Genomic DNA, 18,337 nt, shown 5'->3' with positions numbered 1-18,337 from the left:
CGATCCCCCTGATCGTCGTCCTGTGGCCGGCATGGAGTGCGCACGCGCAGACCCGCCTAAGCCTGGACGAGGCCTTCGCTCGCGTGGCACAGACGCACCCGGAGATTCGTTGGGTGGAAGCCCGCGCGACGGTGCTGGCCGCCGAGCACGAGCGGGCCGAACAACGCCCGCCCTGGATCGTTGGCGCCGACGTCGAGAACGCGTTCGGCACCGGTCAAGCCCGTGGTCTGGACAGCGCTGAGCTGACCCTGACGCTGGCCTCAGTCCTGGAGCGTGGCGGCAAGCTGGATGCCCGCCGCACCTTGGCGCAAAGCCGAATCGATGCGCTGGCCGTGCAGCGGGAGACCCGGCGGCTCGACCTGCTCGCCGAGACCGCACGGCGTTACCTCGCGGTCGTCGCCGCTGACCGGAGCCGGTCGCTGGCCGAGGCCGATGTGGACCAGCGCCAGCGCACCGTCACCGCGGCGCGACAGCGCCTGCAGGCCGGCGCATCACCGGAATCGGTGCTGCTCACCGCGCAGGCGGCGCTGGCCCGGGCCGAACTCGCCCGCGATCGCGCTGAGCAGCAGCGGAATGCCGCCCGCCAGCACTTGGCCGCCCTCTGGGGCGAACGCGCCCCCACCTTCGACGCGGTCGCCGGCGAACCGCTGGCCTTGCCGACCATCTCGCCGCTGCAAACGCTGGCAGCCGAGTTGGAACGCACCCCCGAGCTCGCGCAGTTCGCCGACGAGCGCCGCATTGCCGAAGCCCGCCTGCAGCTGGCGCGCTCGGCGGCGACACCGGACCTGGAATGGCAAGTCGGTATCCGACGGCTACAGGAGAGCGACGACACCGCCCTCGTGGCTGGGGTGTCGTTGCCGCTGGGTAGCCGCGCTCGCGCACAACCGGAAATCCGCGCCGCCGACGCCGAGTTGGAAGCCTTGTCGATCGAGCGTGAGGCCAAGGGCCTGTCGCTGTACTCGACGCTGGTCGAGGCCCACGGTCGCTACACCGTGGCGCAGACCGAAGTGGCGCGCTTGCAGAACGACGTGCTGCCCAAGCTCGCCCGCGCCGAACAGGCTGCCGAACGCGCCTACCGCGCCGGTGCCATCAGCTACCTGGAATGGGCACAGTTGCAATCCGAACGGACTGCTGTACGCCAGCAACAGCTCGATGTCGCGCTTGACGCGCAACGCGCCCTTATCGAAATCCAGCGACTGACAGGCCAGGCCATAGTTGCCTCGGCGGCTGACGCTTCCTCCGGAGAAACTACCCCATGAGCCGCTTTTCCTGGATCGCATTGGCCCTGACCCTGGCCCTTGCCGCATGCAGCGCCCCGACGCCCCCAGCAGGCGGCGAGGCCGAAGAAGGCCACGAAGGCGATGAACACGGCGAGCACGAGGAACTGCCACAGCAGACGTCCATTGCAGCTAAAACGGCTCAAGCTGCTGGTATCCGGACAGCGAGCGCCGATCCGGGTGAGATCGCCGATGAGCACGAGGTGCAAGGCCTGCTTACTCCCGTGGAGGGGCGCATGGCCCAGGTCACCGCACGCTTTCCGGGCCCGATCCGTGTCGTACGCGCCGGCGTGGGCGATCAGGTCAAAGCCGGCCAGGTGCTGGCCACGGTGGAGAGCAACCTGAGTTTGACCAGTTACAACATTACCGCACCCATTAGTGGCGTGGTGATGGCGCGAACGGCATCGGTAGGCACTTCAGCCGTGGAAGGGGCGTCGTTGTTCGAGATCGCGGATCTGTCCACGTTATGGGTCGACCTCCACATTTTCGGGCGGGATGCCGGACACATCGAAGCCGGCGTGCCGGTGACCGTGACCCGACTGAGCGATGGCGTGTCCGAACAAACGACCTTGGAACGCGTGCTGCCCGGCACCGCGACGGCCAGCCAAAGCACCATCGCTCGCGCGAGCTTGCGCAATGCCGATGGACGCTGGCGGCCTGGCTCGGCCGTCAAGGCACGCATCACCGTCGATCGTGCAGCCGCTGATCTGGTGGTGCCGGTGACGGCGCTGCAGACGGCCGAAGACCAGGATGTGGTGTATGTGCGACAAGGCGATGTCTATCACACGCGCCCAGTGAAGCTAGGTCGTCGCGACGCTGAGCGCGTGGAAGTATTGGATGGCCTCAAGGCGGGTGAGCAGGTGGTGGTGGCCCAGAGCTTCCTGATCAAGGCTGACATCGAAAAATCTACTGTCGAAGAAGAGGAATGAGGCCCGCCATGCTCGAACGCCTCATCCACTTTTCCATCCGGCATCGCTGGCTGATGCTGGTCCTCACCGCCGCACTCATTGCACTGGGCGTGTGGAGCTATCGCCACCTATCCATCGATGCCACCCCGGACATCACCAACGTCCAGGTCCAGATCAATACCCAAGCGCCGGGCTATTCCCCGCTGGAAGCCGAGCAGCGGGTGACCTTCCTCATCGAGACTGCGATGGCGGGCTTGCCGCAGCTGGATTACAGCCGCTCCTTGTCTCGTTACGGGCTCTCCCAGGTAACGGTCGTCTTCAAGGACGGCACAGATCTGTATTTCGCACGCCAGCAGGTCGCTGAACGCCTGCAACAGATCACCTCTCAACTGCCGGAAGGCCTCGACCCCGAAATGGGGCCGATCTCCACCGGTCTGGGCGAGATCTTCATGTATACCGTGGAGGCCGGGCCCGATGCCCGCAAGCCCGATGGGTCTGCGTACACGGCCACCGACCTGCGCACGCTGCAGGACTGGGTGATCCGCCCGCAGTTGCGCACGACGCCAGGGGTGACTGAAGTCAATACCATCGGCGGCTTCGAGCGACAAATCCACATCACCCCCGATCCTGCACAACTGGTGGCCTTGGGCTTCACGTTGGAGGACGTGGTTAGCGCGGTTATGCGCAACAACCAGAACGTGGGTGCCGGCTATATCGAACGCAATGGTCAGCAGTTCCTGGTACGCGTGCCTGGGCAGCTGCGCGATCTCCAGGCGATCGGCAACATCGTGCTCGATAGCCGCGAAGGCGTGCCAATTCGGGTGCGCGATGTGGCCACGGTCGGCGAAGGCAAGGAACTACGCACCGGAGCGGCGACCCAGAATGGTCATGAGGTCGTCGTCGGCACGGCTTTCATGCTGTTCGGCGCCAACAGCCGTGAGGTCGCACGCGCGGCAGCGGCCAAACTGGAGGCCGCCAACGCCAGCCTGCCGGACGGGGTGCACGCCAAAGCCGTCTATGACCGTACCGCGCTGGTCGATCGCACCATCAGCACGGTGGCCAAGAACCTGATCGAGGGCGCGCTGCTGGTGGTGGTGGTGCTGTTCCTGCTGTTGGGCAATGTACGCGCTTCGCTGATCACTGCGGCGGTGATTCCGCTGGCCATGCTCTTCACCATCATCGGTATGGTGCGCGGGAATGTCTCGGGCAACCTGATGAGCTTGGGTGCGCTTGATTTCGGCCTGATCGTCGATGGCGCGGTGATCATCATCGAGAACTGCCTGCGGCGTTTCGGCGAGGCACAGCACGCGCTGGGCCGGCAGCTTAACGATGAGGAGCGCTTTGACCTGACAGCCTCAGCGACGGCCGAAGTCATTCGTCCCAGCCTATTCGGCCTGGGCATCATCGCGGCGGTGTACCTGCCGATCTTCGCCCTGTCTGGGGTAGAGGGAAAGATGTTCCACCCGATGGCCATCACGGTCGTACTGGCCCTGACTGGCGCAATGATGCTCTCGCTGACATTCGTGCCGGCTGCCATCGCCACCTTCCTACGGGGCCGAGTGGCCGAGCACGACAACCGGCTTATGCGCTGGTCACGCGCTCGCTACACACCGCTGCTGGATTGGGCGCTACGTCGGCGGCTGGCCGTACTGGCCGGCGCGACCGTACTGGTAGTCGCCTGCGGCATCTTGGCCACTCGATTGGGATCGGAGTTCGTACCCAGTCTGGATGAAGGCGATATCACGTTGCAGCCCATGCGGATTCCGGGCACCAGCCTGGAGCAATCCGTGGCGATGCAGGAATCGCTGGAGAAGCGACTGGCTCAGTTCCCTGAGGTGGCCAACATCTTCTCCAAGATCGGTACGGCTGAGGTGGCCACCGATCCGATGCCACCCTCGATGGCGGACACGTTTCTCATGCTCAAGCCCCGCGACCAGTGGCCTGATCCGCGCAAACCCAAGGCGGAGCTGATCGAAGAGTTGGAGCAGGCCGCAAAGGAGATACCTGGCAGCAACTACGAGTTCACCCAGCCCATCCAGATGCGCACAAACGAACTCATCTCCGGCGTACGTTCGGACGTGGCGATCAAGGTCTATGGGGATGACCTCGAACAACTGGCGCGACTGGCCAGCCGGATCGAACGGGTGATGCGCGATGTTCCCGGCGCTGAAGACGTGAAGTCCGAACAAGTGACCGGACTGCCACTGCTGACCGTCACCCCGGACCCCGTGGCATTGGCACGGTACGGATTGAATCCGGGCGACGTGCAGGAAACCGTGGCCACCGCCATCGGCGGTGAGGTGGCGGGCCAGTTCATCGAAGGCGATCGCCGCTTTGCGCTGGTGGTTCGCTTGCCCGAGGCGATGCGCTCGGACCCGGCAGTGTTGGCAGATCTGCCGATCCCGTTACCGGCCAGGGTCAGTTCTGACGAGTCCAGTCACGAGGTGACTTGGCGTGGTGGCGGACCGCGGACAGTACCGTTGCGCGAGGTCGCCACCGTCCAGGTCGAACGCGGACCGAACCAGGTCAACCGCGAAAACGGTAAACGTCGTATCGTCATCACCGCCAACGTACGTGAGCGTGATCTGGGCAGCTTCGTGAGCGAATTGCGCGCCAAGATCGGTGATGAGGTGAAGATGCCCGAAGGCTACTGGGTGGCTTATGGTGGCACGTTCGAGCAGCTGATCTCGGCCAGCCAGCGCTTGGCGGTGGTGGTGCCGGTGACGCTGGCGCTCATCTTCGCGCTGCTGTTCATGGCCTTCGGTTCAGCCAAGGACGCGGCCATCGTGTTCAGCGGCGTGCCACTGGCACTGACCGGCGGTGTGGCGGCGTTGGCGTTGCGCGGGATTCCGCTGTCGATCTCCGCTGGGGTCGGTTTCATTGCGCTATCCGGCGTGGCCGTGCTCAACGGCCTGGTCATGATCGCTTTCATCCGCAAGCTGCGCGAGCAAGGTGATCCGCTGGACGACGCGGTGCGCGACGGCGCATTGGGCCGGCTGCGACCGGTGCTGATGACGGCACTCGTGGCGTCGCTGGGTTTCCTGCCCATGGCGTTGAACATCGGCGCCGGCTCGGAGGTGCAGCGGCCGCTGGCCACCGTGGTCATCGGTGGCATTGTGTCCTCGACGCTACTGACGCTGCTGGTGCTGCCGGCGCTGTATCGCTGGCTGCACCGGGATGCGGAGACGCGAGAGGAACTGCTGCATAGCTAACCCTCCCACGACGCCACGCCAGAGACTACGCAGTCGAGAAACGACGCATGGCGACACAGCCGCCATGCGTCCACATCGAGTTTATTCAGCCGATTCAATCGTGGTGATCGTGGCCTCCATGCCTTGCGCCTGAAACTCGAAGCGTACCTTCTGGCCGGCCTGGACCGAGGCGATCTGCTCCGGCGTTGCTTTGAAGCCCATGGTCATCGCCGACCAGTCCAGCGCTTCGACCGGGCCGTGAGCGATGGTGATCTTGCCGGCGGTGGCATCGACGGATTCGATCGTGCCCGTCGCCGAGGCGGTCTTGCCTGGCTGCTCCATCTCGCCAGACGCTGGTTTTTCCGGGTCGGCCATCGCCGCGTGCTCCGCGGCCGGCATCGGTGTGCTGTCGGCACTTTGCGTCGCGCTGCCGCTGGGTGCCTGCGAGCAGGCACCTAGCAGCAGCACCAGTGCGGGGATGAAAAAGGTCAGCTTCATAGGAATCTCCTGGGTTGGGTGGTTCGATTGCAGGGGAAAACGGCGGCAGCGCAATCGAACTGCCGCTTCTTCTTTCTGATGGCGCAATCTCAACGCGGCTGATGGTCGGCCAATGCCGGGTGTACCTCATCGAAACGGCGCGCCTTGCCCCGGGTCAGCGTGGCGGCCACACAACGGCTGGACACGTCGGCGCCGATTTGCGCGGTGCCGACCGGACGTTCGCGAAACACCGGCGGAAACTTCGGATTCCCGATCTGCTGACGGCGCACCAATTGGACCTGCTGGCCCGCGACCGGCGGGGTGACCTGCGGATCGAAGCACAACTGCAGGGTGTGATCGGACACGGCCTTGACCGAGCCCAGACGATGCGCCGCCGACGTGGTGCTGCAAGCACTCAGCAATCCGATGACGGCGATCAAGGCGGTGATAGCGAAAGAACGTTTCATGACAGATCTCCAGATACAGGAAGTGAGCGAACCCAACGCGCCGCTCACGTCGCGGCGCCCGCCGAGATGGCGGACAAAGTGCGGGACAAGGCGCGACCGCGCAGCAGGCGGTACGCAGCGGGAATAACCAACATCGACAGCAGCGGCGCGGTGACCATGCCGCCCAGCATCGGCGCGGCGATGCGCTGCATCACTTCCGAGCCGGCGCCAGCGCCGATGAACAACGGGAACAAGCCGGCGAGAATGACAGCGACGGTCATGGCTTTCGGTCGCACGCGCTGCACCGCGCCCTCGCGGATCGCCGCCTCCAGTGTGGCGAGGGTGGCTGGTTCGCCCTCGGCCAGACGGCGCTCCCAGGCATGGCGCAGGTACAGCAGCATGATCACGCCGAACTCGGCGGCGACACCGCCCAGCGCGATGAAGCCGATCATCGTCGCGATCGACACCGCGTGACCCAACGCCCAGATCAGCCATAGTCCGCCGACCAGCGCCAACGGCAGGCTGAGCAGGATGATCGCGACCTCGCCGACGTGACGAAATACCAGCCAGATCACGAGGAAAATGATCGCCAGCGCCGCCGGCACGACCCACTTCAAGCGCGCCATTGCGCGTTGCAGGTACTCGTATTGGCCCGACCAGGCGATGCCGTAACTCGGCGGCAGCTTCACCTGCGCGGCGACGGCGCGTTGCAGGTCGACGACCACCGAGCCCAGATCGCGGCCGGCGACGTCGACATAGACGTAGCCAACCAGGCGGCCATTTTCACTCTTGAGCATCGGTGGTCCCGGACTCAGCGACACGTCGGCCACTTGTCCGAGCGTCAGTTGCACCCCGCCGGGCGCGACCAGCGGCAACTGCACCAGCGCCACCAGCGAATCGCGCTGTTCGCGCGGGTAGCGCAACACGATCGGGTAGCGCTCGCGGCCCTCGATGGTCTCGCCGATCGGATCACCGCCGACCACGGTGGCGATCAGCGTCTGCAACTCCGCCTGGCTCAGGCCATAGCGCGCCGCGACCTCCGGACGGATGCGCACATCGACGTAGCGCCCGCCGGTGACGCGTTCGGCCAGCGCCGAACTGACGCCGGGCACGGTCCTGGCCACGCGTTCGACCTCGCTGCTGAGCCGTTCGATCGTGCTGATGTCGGGCCCCGACACCTTGATGCCGATCGGACTCTTGATGCCGGTGGCGAGCATGTCGATGCGGTTGCGGATCGGCGGCACCCACAGGTTCGTCAGGCCCGGCACCTTGACCGCGGCGTCGAGTTCGGCGCGCAGTTTTTCCGGCGTCATGCCCGGCCGCCACTGGTCGCGTGGCTTGAACGTTACCGTGGTCTCGAACATCTCGATCGGCGCCGGGTCGGTGGCGGTGTCGGCACGGCCGGCCTTACCGAACACATGCGCGACCTCGGGCACGGTCTTGATCATCCGGTCGGACAGTTGCAGCAGTTGCCGAGCCTTGTCCGCCGACAGCCCCGGCAGCGCTGTGGGCATGTACAGCAGCGTGCCTTCCTCCAGCGGCGGCATGAATTCGCTGCCGATGCGGGCATAGGGAATCAGCGTCAGCACCAGCAGCACGCCGCTCAGCACCAAGGTCAGGCGCGGATGCCGCAGCACCCAGTCCAGCACCGGCCGGTAACCGGCGATCAGCACCCGGTTGATCGGGTTCTCTCGCTCCGGGCGAATGCGGCCGCGGATCAGGTATCCCATCAACACGGGGATCAGCGTCACCGACAGGCCGGCGGCTGCCGCCATCGCATAGGTCTTGGTGTAGGCCAGCGGCGCGAACAACCGGCCTTCCTGCGCCTGCAGCGCAAATACCGGCACGAACGACAGCGTGATCACCAGCAGGCTGGCGAACAGCGCCGGGCCGACTTCCGAAGCAGACTGCGCCATCAGCCGCCAGCGCGCTTCGCCTTGGGGTTCATCGCCGTGTTCCTCGCGCCACTGCTCCAGGTGCTTGTGCGCGTTCTCGATCATGACGACGGCCGCATCGACCATCGCGCCGATCGCGATGGCGATGCCGCCGAGCGACAGCAGGTTGGCGGTGATGCCCTGGTAGTGCATGACGATGAACGCGGCCAGCACACCCAGCGGCAGCGTGATCACCGCCACCAATGCCGAACGCAGGTGCCACAGGAACAGCGCGCACACCAGTGCCACCACGAGGAACTCCTCGCCGAGCTTGTGGGTGAGGTTGCGCACCGCCTCATGGATCAGCTCGGAGCGGTCGTAGACCGGCACGATCTCCACGCCCTTGGGCAGGCTGGCCTGCAGTTCCTTCAATCGCATCTTGACGTTCTCGATAGCGGTCAGCGCGTCCTTGCCGGTGCGCAGCACGATCACGCCGCCGGCGACTTCGCCCTCACCATCGAGTTCGGCGATACCACGACGAAAAGTGGGGCCGCGGGTGACGGTGGCGACCTCGCCCAGCAGCACCGGTACGCCGTCGGCCGTGCTGGTGATCGGCAGCTGCTCGAATGCGGCCTCGTTGCGCAGGTAACCTTCGCTGCGCACCATCAGCTCAGCCTCGCCCTGTTCGATCACCGAACCGCCGGTGGCACCGTTAGCCGCATCGACGGCTTCGATCAGTTGCGCCACGGTGAGGCCACGGGCGGCCAGCGCCTGCGGATCCGGCACGATCTGCCAAGCACGCACGGCACCGCCGACGCTGGCCACCTCGGCCACATCGGGAATGGTCTTGAGCTCGTAGCGCAGGAACCAGTCCTGCAAGGCGCGCAGTTGACCCAAATCATGCTGACCGGTGCGGTCGACCAGCGCGTATTGATAGATCCAACCCAAACCGGTGGCGTCCGGGCCCAGCGCGGGGCTCACGCCTTGTGGCAAGCGGTCACGGACCTGGCTCAGGTATTCGAGCACGCGCGAGCGCGCCCAATACAGGTCGGTGTCATCGTCGAACAGGATGTAGACGAAGGAATCGCCGAAGAACGAGAACCCGCGCACCGCCTTGACGCCTGGCACCGACAGCATCGTCGTCGCCAGCGGATAGGTGACCTGGTCCTCGACGATGCGCGGCGTCTGTCCCGGCCATTGCGTGCGGATGATCACCTGTGTGTCGGACAGATCCGGCAGCGCGTCCAGCGGCGTATGCCGCACGGACCACAGACCGGCAATGGCCAGCAGCACTGCGGCCATCAGCACGAGCACGCGGTTGGCGATGCAGGCGTGGATCAGGCGGGCGATCATGGCCGCTTCTCCTGGCCGGCCGATGGCACATCGCGGACGGTGCAGTCGGGTGCCGCGCCGGGCGCGAATTTCGGCACCAGTTGCATGTCCATGAAGGGCGATTTACCGGGCTTGTCGAAGTGCTGCTCCGGCTTCATCGGGTCGTACCAGTACTCCACGGGGCACGAGCGCGCAGGTGCGGCAACAGCGATCTTCGTCGGTGTCGGTGCCGGTGCCGGAGCGGTTTCCGTCGTGCTATCCGCCATGGGTGACTTCATGGGCGTTGCCGGCGGTACGGCTTCTGGCGCTCCCAGGCGCTCCAGCGCACCCGACAAGCTGGCCTCCGAGTCGATCAGGAATTGACCGGACACGACGACGCGCTCGCCGCCGGTAAGTCCGGCGACCACCTCGGTGCGCCCACCACTACTGCGCCCGGTGCGCACGCGCACGGGGCGGAAACTGCCGTCGGCGTTTTGCACGATCACCCGGCTGTCGGCCCCCGTGGCGATCAACGCTTCGGTCGGTATTAGCGCCATCGCCGCACCGGCCTGCTGTTGCAGCGTCACCTCGGCGAACATGCCAGGTGCGAGCATGCCTTCGGGATTGCGCAACACGATGCGCGCCCGCTGGGTGCGGCTGGCGACATCGACTTGCGGCAACAATGCTTCGACTTCACCGGCGAACGTCTGGCCGGGTACGGCGCTGACCACAGCTTCCACCGGGGTGCCGGGACGCAGGGACATCGCACTGGCCTGCGGAATCGCCGCTTCCAGCCAGACCGTGTCAGTGCCATTGACGCGGAACAGCGGCGTGCCCGGCATCACAGTCTGGCCTTCCCGGGCGAGCACCTCGGTGACGATGCCGTTGCTGGGCGCGCTCAAGGTCACGCTGCCATCGCGGGCCATCCCGTTCGGCACGCCCAGCACGCGCAAGCGTTGTTGTGCGGCCGTTTGCAGCTCCCGTGCCGAGGCCGATTGCGCCTGCCGCAGCGCCTGCGCTTCGGCCAGCGCACTGCTCCAACTCGGTGCCAGCAGCGACGCGAGTGGCTGGCCGCGCGTGACCTTCGTATAGGGGGCTTTCACCTGCACGCGGCTCACGATGCCTTCGACGCGCGCGCTCACCATCGATTCCTGGCGCAGGTCCCAGGTCAACGTGCCCGGTACGCGCACCGTGGATGCCAGAGGGCCGACTTCGACTTGCGCGGTGCGAATGCCGACGTTCTGCTGCAGGCCGGCGTCGATGCGCACACCGCCGCCGGCGACCTCGTCGGCGTACTTGGGCACCAGTTGCATGTCCATGAAGGGCGACTTGCCGGGCTTGTCGAAGTGCTGGTCCGGCACCATTGGGTCGTACCAGTACAGAGCCTTGCGCTCGGCCTGAGTCTCCATCGGTCCAGCGGGTGTCGAAACGTCATGGCCGGCTTGGCGTTGCGCCCACCAGTAACCGATGCCGAGCCCCAAGGCCAACAGCGCCACGGCGGCGGCCGCCAACATCAAACGGGTCGTCGTGGATGTCATGGTGCGCTCTCCTCGGGTAGCAGATAGGCCAACGCCGCCCAGGCGCGGCCGAGTTCGCCCAGGTGGAGGGCGTGTTCGATGTGCAGTTCGATTTCGTCGCGGCGCGCTTGCAGCCACGGCTGCAGGTCGCCGCCACCGGCGTAGGCGGCCAGCGCGGTCTTCGCGCGGTCGCGTGCCAGCGGAAGGGATTCGGTTTCCTTGCGGGTGATCTGGCGTTGCAGTCCCTGCCACTCGGCCAAGGCGCGACGCACGGTTTCCGTTTGCAGGCGTCGGGCGTCCTCGCGCTCAGCCGCCACGGCGTCCAGTTCGGCGCGTCGTGCCGCCACGCCCCGGTCCTGCCGATTGCGTGGGAACAGCGGCAGACCGACGCCGACTTCGACCATCAACATGTCGCTGCGGGGCATGCCGGCCGGCGTCCGGTCGCGTTGCCCGTAGGTCACACCAAGGCTCCAATCGGGGCGCTTCTCGGCAACGGCGGCATCGACTTCAGCTTCGGCCAGGGCTTCGCGCGACCGCCACGGCAGCAGTGGCCCTTGGCGGTCGATCGAAGTCAGCAACGCGGCCGGGGCGATGGGCAGTTCCGTCAACGCGGGCGGTGCGTCCTCGGCTTCCAGATCCGTCGGCGCCTCACCGAGCCAGCGCGCCAGGCCGGCACGGGCGGCGCCCAATGCGGCCTCCGCGGCATCGATGCGGTTCTCCAATTCGAGCGCCGCCGCTTGCGTGGCCAGGGTGTCGGTCACCGTGCCGGTGCCACCCGCCAAGCGCGCCTTGGCAGTGCGGACGGCTACGGAAGCGGGTTCCCGCAACAACCGAAGCGCAACGACCTCACGCTGGGCCGCCCAGAGCGCGATCCAGGCTTCGGCGGCGCCACGCCGCACCGCCAACTGCTCTGCCGTCGACAGTGCCTGTGCCTGCTCGATACCGCGATTGGCTACGGCCTGACGGGCACGACGTTTGGCGCGAGCCGGGAATTCCTGCATCACGCCGATCTGCTTCATGGTCATGTCGTCGGCGCGGAAGTCGAATGCGTCGGCGCCGGTGATCGGCCAATTGGCGAGGCCAAGTGTCAGTTTGGGGTCGGGCAAGGCGGCGGCGCGGACGGCTTCTTCCTGCGTGGCCGTGACTTGTGACTGACGCGCCTTGAGCATCGGGGCGCGTTCCACCGTCAGACGCTGCGCGTCATCGAACGAGATCTCGGCCGCGAAGGACCAGGAGGGAGTGAGAACGAAGCCGAGGGCCAGCACCCACGTGGACCAACGGCTGCTGCACCGACGGTGCAGCGAGAAAGGAAAGGACATGAGACCTCCGAACACGCAACGACGAACGCGCCGCCGGGATCGGCAGCGCGGGAATGGGTCGCGGTCGGGGTCTAGATCTGCAGGCTACAGAAGCGCTGCGCCGGCGGCGGATCGGACCGGCAGGTGGGCACGTCTTCGTAGTGCTGGGCCTGTACCGGCGGCAACAGGGCCGCGGTCAGGGCAAAGTGCAGCGGCGGCAAGGCCAGCCCTGGTACCTGTGGCGCTTTGAGATCCTGGCTAGTGACATGGTCTCGCAGGCAATGCTGGTCGCACAGCACCGGCGCGGCCGGATCGGGCATTTCCATGCCCTCGCAGCCAGCCATCACCATCCGCGGCTCCGGCGGCGCCTCGTTGATCGGGCACGCATAGGCGGCGAGCGCGGCCTGCTGGAATAGCAGCGCCAACAACGCAAGCCAAGCAAAGCGCAGACGGAGCGAATGAGTCCGGAATGCGCGCAGTTTCATTGGTGTCCTCCGCAAGGCAACGCGACGTCGTGGCGAGCGGGCGCCACGAACAGGTTACGCATGAGCGGGAGCGAGGACAGGGGCATCGCCAAGGAGTGTACTGCGGACTGCAGCTTGGAAGCACGGCGAATTCCGAAAGTTCCCAATGCAGGCTAGTTTCGTACTGTTCGACCCCTATTGGCGGCCACGGCGACGCTTAAGGCGGGATAAACCACTATTATCCCGTTTGAATTTACAGCAAGACTTCTGATCTTTCTGTAATTTGAATGGTATGTAATTACGTGGTATGTAATACATTACTAAATAATCTGAGGAGGCTGCCATGGCCCGCAGTGGCTTGTACAAGAGCGACGTGCAGAAGGCCCGCGACGCGCTGCGGGCGCAGGGCAAACACCCGTCGGTGGATGTGGTGCGGGTGGCGCTGGGCAACACTGGCTCCAAGACCACGATTCACCGCTATCTGAGGGAGCTGGAGGAAGAGGAAGGGCAAGGCCTGGGCGCCAAGGTCGCGATCAGCGACGCACTGCAGGACCTGGTCGGTCGGCTCGCCGGGCGCCTGCACGAGGAGGCCGAGGCCATCGTTACCGAGGCCCGGCAGCGCTTCGAGGCGCAGTTGCAGGAGCGTGGCCAGGCGCTGGAGCGCGCCCAGCAGGAAGCAGCCGCGCTCAGCGCCCAGATCCAGCGCGCCGAGACGGCATTACACGAGGAAAAGAACGCGCACGCCGCCACCCAGCAGGCTTTGACCGAACGGGTGACGGAGGTCGCGCAGCTCGGCGAACGCATCGCCGGCCTGACTACGCGGCTGACCGAGCACGAGGCGCATGCCCAGTCGCTGGAGCAGAAGCACCAGCACGCCCGTGAAGCGTTGGAGCATTACCGGACCTCGGTGAAGGAGCAGCGCGAACAGGAGCAGCGCCGTCACGAACACCAGGTGCAGGAACTGCAGGTCGCGCTGCGCCAGGCCAACGAGGCGCTGACCGCCAAGAACCACGAACTGGTGCAGCTCAACCGCGACAACGGGCAATGGCTGGAACGCCACAGCCGCCTAGAGCGGGAGCTGGCACAGGTGCGGCAGGCCGCGGACGACCAACGCAAGGAGTTGGACGTGCTGCGGCTTACGGCTGCCGAGCACCAGGCCCTGAAAACGCGCTGGGCGCAAGATATCCAGGTGCTGGAAGCTATACGGGCGGAGTTGACCGGTGCTCGCGCCGATCTAACGAAGGAGCGGGAGCGTCGCGAACAGGCCGAGGCCGAGGCGTTGCGGGCCGGCGTGCGCCGGGACACCTTGGAGCAGTTGCTGGCGCAGTTGCGGCCCGATCACGCTGACGGTTCGATCACCCAAAAAATACCGGCAACCCGATGATTTCACGAATGAAATCAGATTCTATGGGGCATTTTTACACGTATCTCGGCTGAACCCCAGGAACGCGCATTCTTCAAGCGACTGATGGATGCGATCGTGTACGTGCATGCGCCCGTCTCGGATGACGCGCGGACACTGCGGCTGGTCCAGTTCCGCCATCCTGACGGTTTCGATGCGATCCCCTTCTTTACCTCGCTCGACAAGGCGCAGGCGGCCAGTTCGGCTGCTGTCAGAATTCTGGGAGTTCCAGGCCGTGAGCTGCTAACCGGTACTCGCGGCGCTACGTTGATGCTCAATCCCAACGACGACGGCGTTGTCCTCTACCCGGAAGAGGTTGCGGCATTGTTGGATACGGGCTTTCTGGCCAGGGTGGAACGGCTGGAGCCGGCGGAGTTCGCGGTGAGACCTGCCCAAGCCGCACCGGCTTGGCTCGCTCCGGCCATCAGCGGCAGCCTTGAACACGCCGACTTCGTCTCGTCGGCGTATCTCCTGGAAACTCACTCGTCGGGGGGCGTCGAACAGCCTCCCGGTCTGTTGATCTGGCTGGTGGTCGACCTGGCTTTCGCCGAGCGGGCGGCTCGTCTGGTGACCACCGCCATACAGCCCTTATGCTCAGATTTGGACGTCATCATCGACTTGGCGGTCCACGACGTATCGCAGCCTTTGCCGGCGGGCCTGGATGATCCCCAGATCGTGCCCATGTTCACGAGAATCAAGCCAACTTGAGCGCAGCTCATCGGCCTATGAGCCCTGAAGACAAACTGCTAGCACTCCTTCCGGAATTGACCGAGGAAGAGAAGGATCGGCGGACCCGCGAAGGTATCGCCGACGTCGACGCTGGACGTACGATCCCGCACGAGGAACTACTGCAATGGATCAGGCGATGGTCGGAGCCTTCTTGAGGGTTTCCGTTGGGTCAGGAGCGTGGAAACTCTTGAATCCAATATTCAAGAAGGGCACGCGTGCCTAAGCAGCACTTCAGAAATGCCTGGGTCACGCGGCTTCTGGTTCGATCAAGCCTAAGTCTGTAATCCACGCACTGCCTGACGTCGAGGGGTGTTTCCTCGTTGAATCATGGTGTTAGAGCCGATTCGGCTGTTTTTCTCACGAATCCCTGCCGACCCTCAATTATGATCACCGACACAAAGGAGTGACTTCTTACGGATCATCTTAAATTTCGCATAATGCCTATTATGTCAAAGCGGACTGGGGCTGGTGGTGGCACCTGTTCAAGCTCTGGCTGGCATGGAAACTGCGTGGTTCCAAGGCCGTCACATGGAGGCCTGACGCATGCCGCACCGCTTGAACCGCAACGCCCCGCAGATCGTAGAAATCCTCACCGACGTTCCCGGCCACTGGCAAGGCTGGCGGTTCTCCGCCAGCGGCCGGCACCTGATCGGCCCGGATGGCGACAGGATCACGCCACAGCGCCTCGCTGGGCTGCTGTGGCGCGACACCATGGAACTGCGCCGCGCTGGCCTGAATAAGCGTGGACTGAAAGGTGTTCAGGGATACGCATGCGCAGCTCGCCAGTTTCCAAGCACCGACATGGCCCAATCCAATTCAGATTGGACGGCGTCTGTGGAACGAAGGACCCTCCCGGCACGCCTTACTTCGGAAAGGGAGTACTGCGGGCTGGCGTACGCCATATCGTTTATCCCAGAGCGAGTGACTACTTACAAGCTTCCCAAACCGCGTCACTCCAAGCACGCGACTCGTTGAATGTTCGTCGCGTACCTCGCCTGTCATAGCTCTTATCGCGCTCGGATCGCACCATGCCGCAGGTCGAGGTACTCGTAGGAATCGATGCTCCTGTAGCGCGAGATGTCCCACCAACGCCGATGCCAACGGTGACAGGCCGCTGAGCGTCGTTGCGCGCCCTCACCTGCCGCCGATCACGCTCGATAGAGGTCTCTGCGGCCTGGCGCTTATGGTGGTCTTCCCACGTGTAATTGCGCGGCTGGGTGTCCCAGCGCTTTTCAGCTTCCGGGCAGGGGGCAGACTGGTAGACCGCCCCGCCCTTTGCATCACGGCATTTGTAAATCGACTGGGCCGATGCCGGCACCGAGGCCAGCATGGCGGCAAGAAAGATCCATTTCATGGCGCACCCCTACGCTTCCGGCGCCGAGCATACACCGCGTGAGCGTGCGCCGCTCCCTACCGCTTTCCCAAATCCCTCGGAGGCACCGAAATGCCCTCATCCGTCTGAACCACCGGCTTCATCGTGCCGTCGGCGTTGTACTGCAGGTATTCCGCGGTCACGGCCCGGCGACCGATGGCGCCGTTCTGGTCGCCGATGGTGAGCGCGGCGTTGTGCAGGAACAGGTACCAGTGGCCCTTGAACTCGGCGATGCCCGGGTGGATGGTGAAGCTGTACTTGCCCGACCCGGTCAGTTCGCCTCGGTACGTCCACCGCCCCTGCAGCGAGGTGGCCGTCGCGTAGGACACCTTCTCGTCGCGGTGCGTCGCCCGGTCCAGCGATGCGTAGGTCAGGTAATAGAGACCGTCGCGCTTGTGCAGCCACGGACCTTCCTCGAAGTGGGGCGGCGTGATCTCGGTGATCGGGCCGTCGATCTCGATCATGTTCGGCTTGAGCCGGGCGATGTAGCACTGCCGGTTGCCCCAGGCGATCCAGGTGGTGCCATCGTCGTCGGTGAGGACCGTCGGATCGATATCCTCCCAACTGTGCGTGCCCTTGGGTGTCATCGCGTTGGTGACGAGGGCCGCGCCCTTCGCATCCACGAACGGGCCCGTCGGGCTGTCCGACACGGCGACCGCGATGGCCTTGCCTGGCTGCGTGTCGTCGTGTTCGACCGCGGCGTAGAACCAGAACCGGCCGTCCTTCTCGATGGCCTGCGACGCCCAGGCATCGGCCTTGGCCCACGCGAAATCGGCCACCTTCATGATCGGGCCGTTGTCGACCCAGGTCGCCATGTCCGTCGTCGAATAGACCAGCCACTCGCGCATGTTGAACATCTCGTCGCGTTGCGCCTCGTCGTGGCCGACATACAGGTACAGACGGTCCCCGACCACCAGTGGCGCCGGATCGGCGGTGAACTTGTCGCGGATCAGCGGGTTCGACCGTGGCGCAGGAGAAGCGGGCGCCTGCGCGGCCGCCTCCCCCGCCCACGGAAGCATCAGTGATGCGACAAGGAACAAGGCGCCTGCGGTGCGATGCGGTGTCATGGTGTCTTCTCCTCCGTGTGGACCGCACTGCCCTGCCCTCCGGGTTCCAGCCACCCGTGCATCGCCATCCAGCGTGCGAAGGCGTCGAACCAGCCGGTGCTCGTCGTCGGCTTGCGGTACATGCCGAAGCCATGCCCGCCCTGCTCGTACAGATGGAATTCGACCGGCCGCCTTGCGGCGCGCCAGCGTTCGACCAGGCCGAACCCGCCACCGGCGAACAGGCCATCGTCGGCGGCAATGGCCACGAACAGCGGCGGCGCATCCGGCGGCACGTCCAGCGGCGCCAATGGACCATAAACGGTACCGATGAAGGCGGGTCTGGCGTCCTCGCCGGCAAGGGTCGTGGCCAGCGTCAACATGGCACCCGCCGAGAAGCCGACCATGCCGATGCGCTGTGGATCGATACCCCACTCTTCCGCACGGTCACGCACGCGTGCGAACGCGGCGCGTGCGTCGGCAATCTGAGGGCCGAGTCGGGAGATCGATGCGGCGGGATCGATCCGGTGTGCGGGTACCGGGCTGGACAGCATCTCGCGCATGGAGTGCGCGAAGCCGTCCAGGTCGACGGGGGTCTGTTCCAGCCGGTACTTCAGCACGAACGCAGCGACGCCGCGATCGGCCAAGGCACGCGCCACGTCCCAGCCCTCGTTCTGCATGGACAGCGAGCGGAAGCCGCCGCCCGGCGCGACGATCACGGCCGTGCCGGTGGCCTTGGCGGGATCGGGCAGGAAAGGCGTGAGCGTGGCCACAGTGACATTGCGAGCGAACACGCTGCCGTACTGGCGATGCCACGCTTCGGCATGCCGTGCCCCCGGCAGCAACCCGGTGCCGAGCACGATCGCCGTGGGCTGGTCCGGCGTGGCGATGGCGACCATCGCATCTTCCTGCGCGCGGACCGGGCCCACACTCAGCCATGCCATCGCCACGAGCGCGATACGGTGGAAAGCGGTCATGCAAGGGCGACTGGGGTGCATCGTCATTCTCCAGCGGCAACGACGGAGCGC

Annotated in this window: 15 protein-coding genes; 6 read left to right on the top strand and 9 right to left on the bottom strand. The window is 65.4% G+C overall.

Features of this window, described 5'->3' with window-relative positions; translation table 11 throughout:
• Positions 1–2: 2 nt before the first annotated feature.
• The 3 genes from AC1Q5B_RS12725 to AC1Q5B_RS12715 are packed head-to-tail and all read left to right on the top strand — an operon-like array spanning position 3 to position 5,397.
• Positions 3–1,259 carry a TolC family protein gene (locus AC1Q5B_RS12725; protein ID WP_492632096.1) on the top strand — a complete coding sequence of 419 codons (1,257 nt, stop codon included), beginning with the start codon at positions 3–5 and terminating at the stop codon, positions 1,257–1,259.
• The gene (locus AC1Q5B_RS12720; protein WP_492632022.1) at positions 1,256–2,206 is read left to right on the top strand and encodes an efflux RND transporter periplasmic adaptor subunit; all 951 of its coding nucleotides are present in this window, start codon (positions 1,256–1,258) and stop codon (positions 2,204–2,206) included. Before AC1Q5B_RS12725 ends, AC1Q5B_RS12720 begins: the two co-directional genes overlap by 4 nt.
• Before the next feature lie 8 nt (positions 2,207–2,214).
• The gene (locus AC1Q5B_RS12715) at positions 2,215–5,397 is read left to right on the top strand and encodes an efflux RND transporter permease subunit (protein WP_492632021.1); all 3,183 of its coding nucleotides are present in this window, start codon (positions 2,215–2,217) and stop codon (positions 5,395–5,397) included.
• A gap of 81 nt (positions 5,398–5,478) precedes the next feature.
• Here the strand turns inward: AC1Q5B_RS12715 and AC1Q5B_RS12710 are convergent, their stop codons facing one another.
• From AC1Q5B_RS12710 to AC1Q5B_RS12685, 6 genes are all read right to left on the bottom strand, one after another.
• A complete protein-coding gene (locus AC1Q5B_RS12710; protein ID WP_492632020.1) occupies positions 5,479–5,874 on the bottom strand; it encodes a copper-binding protein in 396 nt (131 codons plus the stop codon).
• 89 nt (positions 5,875–5,963) lie between these two features.
• Positions 5,964–6,320, bottom strand: a complete 357-nt coding sequence (locus AC1Q5B_RS12705) for a hypothetical protein (protein ID WP_492632019.1) — start codon at positions 6,318–6,320, stop codon at positions 5,964–5,966.
• Between the two features lie 44 nt (positions 6,321–6,364).
• The gene (locus AC1Q5B_RS12700; RefSeq protein WP_492632018.1) at positions 6,365–9,526 is read right to left on the bottom strand and encodes an efflux RND transporter permease subunit; all 3,162 of its coding nucleotides are present in this window, start codon (positions 9,524–9,526) and stop codon (positions 6,365–6,367) included.
• Entirely contained in the window at positions 9,523–11,022 is a 1,500-nt protein-coding gene (locus AC1Q5B_RS12695; protein WP_492632017.1) for an efflux RND transporter periplasmic adaptor subunit, read from the bottom strand. The genes AC1Q5B_RS12700 and AC1Q5B_RS12695 overlap by 4 nt, the downstream gene beginning before the upstream one ends.
• The gene (locus AC1Q5B_RS12690) at positions 11,019–12,320 is read right to left on the bottom strand and encodes a TolC family protein (protein ID WP_492632016.1); all 1,302 of its coding nucleotides are present in this window, start codon (positions 12,318–12,320) and stop codon (positions 11,019–11,021) included. The genes AC1Q5B_RS12695 and AC1Q5B_RS12690 overlap by 4 nt, the downstream gene beginning before the upstream one ends.
• 71 nt (positions 12,321–12,391) lie before the next feature.
• Positions 12,392–12,784, bottom strand: coding sequence for a hypothetical protein (locus tag AC1Q5B_RS12685; RefSeq protein WP_492632015.1), 393 nt, complete (start codon positions 12,782–12,784; stop codon positions 12,392–12,394).
• A 322-nt stretch (positions 12,785–13,106) separates the two neighbouring features.
• Between AC1Q5B_RS12685 and AC1Q5B_RS12680 the strand changes: the two genes are divergently transcribed.
• The 3 genes from AC1Q5B_RS12680 (at position 13,107) to AC1Q5B_RS12670 (ending at position 15,869) form a co-directional block, all read left to right on the top strand.
• The gene (locus tag AC1Q5B_RS12680; protein WP_492632014.1) at positions 13,107–14,147 is read left to right on the top strand and encodes a DNA-binding protein; all 1,041 of its coding nucleotides are present in this window, start codon (positions 13,107–13,109) and stop codon (positions 14,145–14,147) included.
• A gap of 18 nt (positions 14,148–14,165) precedes the next feature.
• The gene (locus AC1Q5B_RS12675; protein WP_492632095.1) at positions 14,166–14,873 is read left to right on the top strand and encodes an SseB family protein; all 708 of its coding nucleotides are present in this window, start codon (positions 14,166–14,168) and stop codon (positions 14,871–14,873) included.
• 564 nt (positions 14,874–15,437) lie between these two features.
• On the top strand, positions 15,438–15,869 hold the full coding sequence (locus tag AC1Q5B_RS12670; protein WP_492632013.1) for a DUF3653 domain-containing protein: 432 nt from the start codon (positions 15,438–15,440) through the stop codon (positions 15,867–15,869).
• Here AC1Q5B_RS12670 and AC1Q5B_RS12665 read toward each other — a convergent pair.
• From AC1Q5B_RS12665 to AC1Q5B_RS12655, 3 genes are read right to left on the bottom strand one after another with little or no spacing between them, the layout of a single operon-like run.
• Complete coding sequence (locus AC1Q5B_RS12665) at positions 15,820–16,248, bottom strand: DUF4124 domain-containing protein (RefSeq protein ID WP_492632012.1); 429 nt, start codon at positions 16,246–16,248, stop codon at positions 15,820–15,822. The two genes, AC1Q5B_RS12670 and AC1Q5B_RS12665, sit on opposite strands and share 50 nt — an antisense overlap.
• A 56-nt stretch (positions 16,249–16,304) precedes the next feature.
• Positions 16,305–17,333: a glycoside hydrolase family 43 protein gene (locus AC1Q5B_RS12660; protein ID WP_492632011.1), complete on the bottom strand. Its 1,029-nt coding sequence runs from the start codon at positions 17,331–17,333 to the stop codon at positions 16,305–16,307.
• Entirely contained in the window at positions 17,330–18,286 is a 957-nt protein-coding gene (locus AC1Q5B_RS12655; protein ID WP_492632010.1) for an alpha/beta hydrolase, read from the bottom strand. The genes AC1Q5B_RS12660 and AC1Q5B_RS12655 overlap by 4 nt, the downstream gene beginning before the upstream one ends.
• Between the last annotated feature and the right edge of the window lie 51 nt (positions 18,287–18,337).

The organism is Pseudoxanthomonas sp. GW835-FHT14C01 (assembly GCF_058793715.1).
The sequence above is the reverse complement of the archived record's forward strand: the minus strand, read 5'-3'. Positions and strand labels throughout refer to the sequence as shown.

What these genes read in the sequence shown, in the direction of transcription:
- AC1Q5B_RS12720 (WP_492632022.1), top strand. Translation starts at nt 1,256, where the DNA reads ATGAGCCGCTTTTCCTGGATCGCATTGGCCCTGACCCTGGCCCTTGCC.
- AC1Q5B_RS12715 (WP_492632021.1), top strand. Translation starts at nt 2,215, where the DNA reads ATGCTCGAACGCCTCATCCACTTTTCCATCCGGCATCGCTGGCTGATG.
- AC1Q5B_RS12710 (WP_492632020.1), bottom strand. Translation starts at nt 5,874, where the DNA reads ATGAAGCTGACCTTTTTCATCCCCGCACTGGTGCTGCTGCTAGGTGCC.
- AC1Q5B_RS12705 (WP_492632019.1), bottom strand. Translation starts at nt 6,320, where the DNA reads ATGAAACGTTCTTTCGCTATCACCGCCTTGATCGCCGTCATCGGATTG.
- AC1Q5B_RS12700 (WP_492632018.1), bottom strand. Translation starts at nt 9,526, where the DNA reads ATGATCGCCCGCCTGATCCACGCCTGCATCGCCAACCGCGTGCTCGTG.
- AC1Q5B_RS12695 (WP_492632017.1), bottom strand. Translation starts at nt 11,022, where the DNA reads ATGACATCCACGACGACCCGTTTGATGTTGGCGGCCGCCGCCGTGGCG.
- AC1Q5B_RS12690 (WP_492632016.1), bottom strand. Translation starts at nt 12,320, where the DNA reads ATGTCCTTTCCTTTCTCGCTGCACCGTCGGTGCAGCAGCCGTTGGTCC.
- AC1Q5B_RS12685 (WP_492632015.1), bottom strand. Translation starts at nt 12,784, where the DNA reads ATGAAACTGCGCGCATTCCGGACTCATTCGCTCCGTCTGCGCTTTGCT.
- AC1Q5B_RS12680 (WP_492632014.1), top strand. Translation starts at nt 13,107, where the DNA reads ATGGCCCGCAGTGGCTTGTACAAGAGCGACGTGCAGAAGGCCCGCGAC.
- AC1Q5B_RS12670 (WP_492632013.1), top strand. Translation starts at nt 15,438, where the DNA reads ATGCCGCACCGCTTGAACCGCAACGCCCCGCAGATCGTAGAAATCCTC.
- AC1Q5B_RS12665 (WP_492632012.1), bottom strand. Translation starts at nt 16,248, where the DNA reads ATGAAATGGATCTTTCTTGCCGCCATGCTGGCCTCGGTGCCGGCATCG.
- AC1Q5B_RS12660 (WP_492632011.1), bottom strand. Translation starts at nt 17,333, where the DNA reads ATGACACCGCATCGCACCGCAGGCGCCTTGTTCCTTGTCGCATCACTG.
- AC1Q5B_RS12655 (WP_492632010.1), bottom strand. Translation starts at nt 18,286, where the DNA reads ATGACCGCTTTCCACCGTATCGCGCTCGTGGCGATGGCATGGCTGAGT.